Origin of the sequence: Bacillus sp. MYb78, from assembly GCF_002975115.1 — a bacterium.
GTDB lineage: Bacteria > Bacillota > Bacilli > Bacillales > Bacillaceae_G > Bacillus_A > Bacillus_A cereus.
In genome coordinates this window covers 24,009-30,008 of sequence record NZ_PCOB01000033.1, presented here as the reverse complement: position 1 = coordinate 30,008, position 6,000 = coordinate 24,009, and the positions used below count along the sequence as shown (strand labels likewise).

Here is a 6,000-nt window from a genome sequence, read left to right as displayed (position 1 = left end):
ACCTTTGACAACTTTAAACTTTGTTATTTCTCAGTTGACATACTACCGCAGGTCTTCAATAAAATGTAATTACATTTATAATTACAATAACAATATAATAATCTGGATTGATTTTATTTTCAATTATTGAGAAGAATTTATAGGAATCGTTGTCATGTATCCTTTAGTATTAAAGTGAATTTTTATATTGCAATATACGTTTTTTTGATTACCCCCAACAAAATACTCTTACTATAAAGACTCTGTTGCATAGATTTCTAAAAAGGACATTCCGGAGAAAATAAGGAAACTCTTGTAACGTAATATACAAATGAAAAAGCCGATTTCTTTATAAAATAAGAAATCGACTTTTGGCTTAGTTATGGATTTAGTAATGGAAAACACCTTTTTAAAATAATTATGTTTATACTATAGACGTTGATCTTTCTGGAAGTTTAGTTGAAAATGATCCGCTTCATTGTATACCCCGAATTCATATCCTTTTTCCTTATAAAATTTAATAATTTCCGGAAGCGCTTGTAATGTCTGTAGTTTTTCATGCATTAGAACTACTTCCACATCTTCTGTTGTTGTACGCTTTACATTTTCTATAATTTGCTGTGGGTTACCTTTTAATTTCCAATCATTTGAATCTATCGTCCAATCCCAAACTTTTATTCCTGCTTCTACAATTTTGTTACGAATGTCCTGCCCCTTTAATCCTGGTGCAGATCCATATGGCGGACGGACTAGTTTAGGAGTTGTACCTGTAATATTATGAATAAGAGCTAACGTTTCTTTCATCTCCGTTACAAATTGTCCTTTTTTGTATAGCTTATCACTATTATGTGTCATACTATGTGCACCAATATAATGTCCTTCTTTTACTGCTCGTTTTACATTTTCCTGAAAACCGGTATTCTGTAAATTGCTACCTTGCATAAAAAATGTCGAAGCAACATGTTGCTCTTTTAGTACATCTAAAAATTTCCCAGTTAATTCGCTAGGACCGTCATCAAATGTTAAATAAACAACCTGTCCTACTGGTTTTCCATCAGGTCTTTTCTGTTTTGCCAGTGATGTGTCCTCTTTCTTTTTTTGTTGTTGCGTATTAGCTAGCCTAATATTTTCATTAGCTACCCCTTTCGCTGGGATAGAGTTCCATTTCCCTATTAAAAAGAACGTGAAAAAGGTCGTTGCTAAAACAACTCCTAGAGATAGTATTGCCTTAGTTACTACACTTGTTTTTTTCTTATTTTGTGATTCTTTCATTATGTTTCGATCCTTTCCCTACTCATTTTCATATTCATTATTTATGCAGCTAAACATTAACTTCAGCTGATATTTACAATAAATAGATTAATAGAGGAAGGTGAAGATAAAATGCAGATAATGTCGAAATTAGTTAAAGAATAGCCTATTACATCCACTCTTTAAAAAAATATTTGTTTCTCTACTACAGTTAAATTTGAAAACTGGATATACATCCAAAATAAAAAATACTACTCTTTCTAAATAACATTTTTACATCAAGATAATAGCATACCGGTATAAAGATAAAATACAGAGATGGCCGTACTATTGAAATTCTATTATAATTTTGTAATTGGCATTCATTTGAACCAAATGAAGAACTAGAAGAAATATTATTATGTGGAGGTACTCCGATGAACCTTGTAATTAGAGAGTTAGAAACAAATGATTTAGATAATCTCCCGGAGATTGATGACAGTTTTATAGTGAATGCTCGGTTAATTCTTTCTCTTTCCAAAGGAAATAGACGCATAGAATATACAGTAGAAGACGTTCCAAGTTATGAAAAAAGTTATTTACAAAATCAAGATGATAATGAAGAACTGGCTTACAATGAATATATAAATAAACCTAATCAAGTCATTTACATAGCTCTGTTACATAACCAAATCATTGGATTAATGGTATTGAAAAAGAATTGGAACCACTATGCTTACATAGAAGATATAACGGTAGATAAAAAATATCGTACAATCGGAGTTGGCAAAAAATTAGTTGATCAAGCAAAGCAGTGGGCAAAAAAAGGAAATATGCCAGGTATCATGCTTGAAACGCAAAATAATAATGTCGCAGCATGTAAATTTTATGAAAAATGTGGATTTGTAATTGGTGGGTTTGATTTTCTTGTTTATAAAGGTTTGGATAAGACAAGTGATGAAGTTGCAATTTATTGGTATATACATTTCAAATGATAATAGTTTATAACGTAAAAAAACTCAAAATAAAACCCCAATTTCTCTATATTAAAATCGAGAAATTGGGGTTAAGTTATTTAAAACAAATAACTAATTAATAATCCTGCTGATAATAAGAAGCCGAAAATCGTATTTGTCATCGCTGTTGATTTCATTGCGATGCGCATATATCCAGGATCCTTTGCCCCTTTTTGGAAACTTTGAATCGCAGAAATTGGCTTTCTCAAACCTAAGAACATAACTAATGCCCAAGGGCTTATATAACCCATTAATACAATTACGGCAATCCATAAATACGCAATGAAAAAGGCTACCGCTAGTGTTACCACAGCTTTTTCTCTCCCAAGGAGGATTACTAATGTCTTTCTTCCACCTTTAATATCTTCTTCGATATCTCGGATGTTATTTGACATATTGATTGCACCTACTAAAATTCCAATTGGAATGGAAATCAATACACTTTCAATCGTTACAGTATTCGTTTGAATAAAGAAAGCAATGAGTACAAAACATGTCCCCATTAACAACCCAGAAACTAATTCTCCAAACGGGGTGTACGCAATTGGTAATGGACCGCCTGTATATAAATAGCCAACTGCCATCCCAATTAAACCAATAACCACTAACCACCAACTACTATTCATACAAATATAAATGCCAATAAAAGCTGCTACGACATATAATAAAAGCGCAACTGTTAACACATTTTTTGGCTTCAATCCATGACGGACAATTCCGCCACCGATGCCAACGGATTCAGCGGTATCTAATCCACGTTTGAAATCATAGTACTCATTAAATAAGTTCGTTGCTATTTGCAGCGCTAAACATGCAAGCATCATCGCAATAAATAAAAGCCAATCAATTTTGGCAACATAAAGTGATGCCACTGTCCCTAAAATTACAGGAGAAAACGTCGCCGTTAATGTATGCGGGCGCGTCATCTTCCATATTAATTTAGCGGAACTAATTTCCTTTTCATTCCCCATAACTCTGTTCAATCTCCCTACATTTGAAGTATAAATTACTAGCAGTATCTTTCTATCTATTTCCTGCCACGCATCCATTCATTATAGCAATAAATGATTATCCTTTCTAACAAATCAACTTTTAATAAAGTAAAATTTATAAAATGAAACTTTACCATCTTCACATAATATTCTGTATTACTCCTAAGAGTGGTTTTAAAGCGATGCGATAAGTAAATGAAATACATAATAAAAAAGAGCCAATCTCCAACACAATAGAAGATTGGCTCTTGCCTTTATTTATTCCCCAATTTCAGAAAATCGCTTTATACGTTCACCAATTTCATCGCGAACACGTTGAAATTCAGACCACTCTTTTCCTGCTGGATCATCAAATCCCCAGTGAACACGATTCACATGCGGCGGAGTAGATGGACAAACAGAATCCGCATGACTACAAAGTGTAACGACTAAGTCAGCACTATTTAAAATGTTTGCATCAATTATATCTGATGTTTGATTTGTTATATCGATATTCACTTCATTCATTGCTTTAATCGCATTTGGATTCACTCCATGTGCTTCAATACCTGCAGAATACACATTCCACTTATCCCCTAAATATTGTTTTCCCCATGCTTCTGCCATTTGGCTTCGGCATGAATTTCCTGTGCATAAAAAGTAAATTGTCTTTTTGTTTGCCATGTTGTTTTCCACCTTTGTTTTTAAGTTGATTGATCATTAAAATATTTACGTTTAAACCAAAAAGCGACATTTACAAGTGCAATCATGACAGGTACTTCGACTAACGGTCCAATGACAGCTGCGAATGCTGCGCCCGAATGAATACCAAACACACCAACCGCTACAGCAATCGCTAACTCAAAGTTATTACTACCTGCTGTAAATGCTAACGTTGTTGTTACCGGATAGTTTGCACCAATTTTTCTTCCCATAAAGAAAGAAACAAAAAACATTACAATAAAATAGATTAATAACGGAATCGCTATTCTTACCACATCTAGTGGCACGCTAACAATCATCTCTCCTTTTAAAGAGAACATAACGATGATCGTAAATAGCAATGCAAGTAATGTAAGTGGACTAATTTTAGGTATAAACACCTTTTCATACCACTGTCTTCCTTTTAACTTAACTAGTACAAAGCGTGTCAACATACCTGCTATAAAAGGAATTCCCAAATAGATAAATACTGATTTTGCTACTTCTATCATTGTAATATCGACAATAGCACCTTCAATCCCTAACCATTCTGGAATTACAGTTACAAATACGTATGCATAAACTGAGAAAAAGAGCATTTGAAATACCGAATTAAAAGCAACTAAACCTGCCGCATACTCTTTATCCCCATCAGCAAGATCGTTCCAAACAATTACCATTGCAATACAACGTGCTAACCCAATCATAATGAGACCAACCATGTATTCTGGTTTATCAGGAAGAAAAATAATTGCTAACACAAACATAAGTACCGGACCAATAATCCAATTTTGTACTAAAGATAGCACTAACACTTTTACATCTTTAAATACTCGGCCCATTTCCTCATAGCGAACTTTCGCTAACGGTGGATACATCATTATAATTAATCCAACAGCAAGCGGAATAGACGTCGTTCCAACCTGTAATGTATTCAGTCCGTCTACTACACTAGGGAACACAAACCCTAAACCAATCCCAACAGCCATCGCTAGAAAGATCCATAGTGTTAAATATCGGTCTAGAAAAGATAAACGTTTCATTTTATTTTCCATCTCCTATTAACAGCAAGAATTTTTAACTATCTCATTTGAAGTCGTGCAACAAGATGGATCTTCTATTTTATGAACATCACTATCTGCTTTTGTATAAAAGAACTCCCACTCATTACCATCGGGATCCGTTACCCAAAACTTATCTTGTACTGCATAGCAACAAGTCGTATCCATCTCATCACGCGCGAAGAAACCTTCTTTTTCTAATCGTTCTTTATGTAATGTAATTTCTTCAGCTGTATCCACTTGGAAACCAAAATGATTTACTTGATTTCCCTTCACTTCATCTCGCACGTTCAGCGTGAAATTAAGTCCTGGCGTCTCTAATAAAAATTTTGCATAATCTGTTTTCACTTTAACTGGTAATACACCAAATACTTTTTCATAAAATTCAATAGACTTCTCTAAATTCGTAACGTTTATACCGACGTGAACATATCTCATACCTTATTCCTCCTCTTTATATATCGTTATTCAATTTTTTTTGATTAATAGCGCAAAATTTTAACAACAGCTACCTTTTCCTGTTTTTCTAAAGATACAGCACAATTCTTCTGATAATAAATTATTCACTTCCGCATCATTTAAATCATAATAACTCCACGTACCTTTTGTTTCTTTTACAATTAAACCTGCATCTAATAAAATCTTTAAATGATATGACAACTTAGATTGCGTCATTTCAAAAACTTCAGTTAAATCACATACACACGTCTGTCCTCGCTGGCAAAGTTCATACATGATTTCTAAGCGTTTCTGATCCGCCAACGCTTTAAATTTTTTCTCATAGAGCTGAAAATTTTGTGCCACTGTAGTTCACTTCCCTTCATCAACTTTTTTTGATGTTTATAGTATATACGTTGGTGAGTTCTTTATGCAACTGGTTAATCAAGTTTTTTTGATTTATCTAAAAAACTTCCTCGCATCATATCTTTGTTACAATTAAAAAAGACCATAACCTTTTCAAAAATGAAAAACTATGGTTCTTTTTACAACTTAATAGTTACAATATTTCCGAGAAATGGAGTCTCTATAACTATTTTAAAT

General features: G+C 33.3%; 7 protein-coding genes. 1 reads left to right on the top strand and 6 read right to left on the bottom strand.

Annotation, left to right across the window (positions count from 1 at the left end; genetic code table 11):
• Nucleotides 1-408 precede the first annotated feature (408 nt).
• Nucleotides 409-1,251, bottom strand: a complete 843-nt coding sequence (locus CQ064_RS31155) for a polysaccharide deacetylase family protein (protein WP_000665167.1) — start codon at nucleotides 1,249-1,251, stop codon at nucleotides 409-411.
• A gap of 395 nt (nucleotides 1,252-1,646) precedes the next feature.
• Between CQ064_RS31155 and satA the strand changes: the two genes are divergently transcribed.
• Nucleotides 1,647-2,204 carry a streptothricin N-acetyltransferase SatA gene (gene satA, locus CQ064_RS31150; RefSeq protein ID WP_001054996.1) on the top strand — a complete coding sequence of 186 codons (558 nt, stop codon included), beginning with the start codon at nucleotides 1,647-1,649 and terminating at the stop codon, nucleotides 2,202-2,204.
• Between the two features lie 80 nt (nucleotides 2,205-2,284).
• Here satA and menA read toward each other — a convergent pair whose 3' ends face one another.
• The 5 genes from menA to arsR all read right to left on the bottom strand — a co-directional run bounded on the left by menA (nucleotide 2,285) and on the right by arsR (nucleotide 5,763).
• Nucleotides 2,285-3,196: a 1,4-dihydroxy-2-naphthoate polyprenyltransferase gene (menA, locus tag CQ064_RS31145; protein ID WP_000526090.1), complete on the bottom strand. Its 912-nt coding sequence runs from the start codon at nucleotides 3,194-3,196 to the stop codon at nucleotides 2,285-2,287.
• A 279-nt stretch (nucleotides 3,197-3,475) separates the two neighbouring features.
• Complete coding sequence (gene arsC, locus CQ064_RS31140) at nucleotides 3,476-3,880, bottom strand: arsenate reductase (thioredoxin) (protein ID WP_001284548.1); 405 nt, start codon at nucleotides 3,878-3,880, stop codon at nucleotides 3,476-3,478.
• 20 nt (nucleotides 3,881-3,900) lie between these two features.
• Entirely contained in the window at nucleotides 3,901-4,941 is a 1,041-nt protein-coding gene (gene arsB / locus CQ064_RS31135; protein ID WP_000826550.1) for an ACR3 family arsenite efflux transporter, read from the bottom strand.
• 18 nt (nucleotides 4,942-4,959) lie between these two features.
• On the bottom strand, nucleotides 4,960-5,397 hold the full coding sequence (locus CQ064_RS31130) for an ArsI/CadI family heavy metal resistance metalloenzyme (RefSeq protein WP_001271003.1): 438 nt from the start codon (nucleotides 5,395-5,397) through the stop codon (nucleotides 4,960-4,962).
• 60 nt (nucleotides 5,398-5,457) lie between these two features.
• Nucleotides 5,458-5,763, bottom strand: a complete 306-nt coding sequence (arsR, locus tag CQ064_RS31125; RefSeq protein ID WP_002026021.1) for an arsenical resistance operon transcriptional regulator ArsR — start codon at nucleotides 5,761-5,763, stop codon at nucleotides 5,458-5,460.
• Nucleotides 5,764-6,000 lie beyond the last annotated feature (237 nt).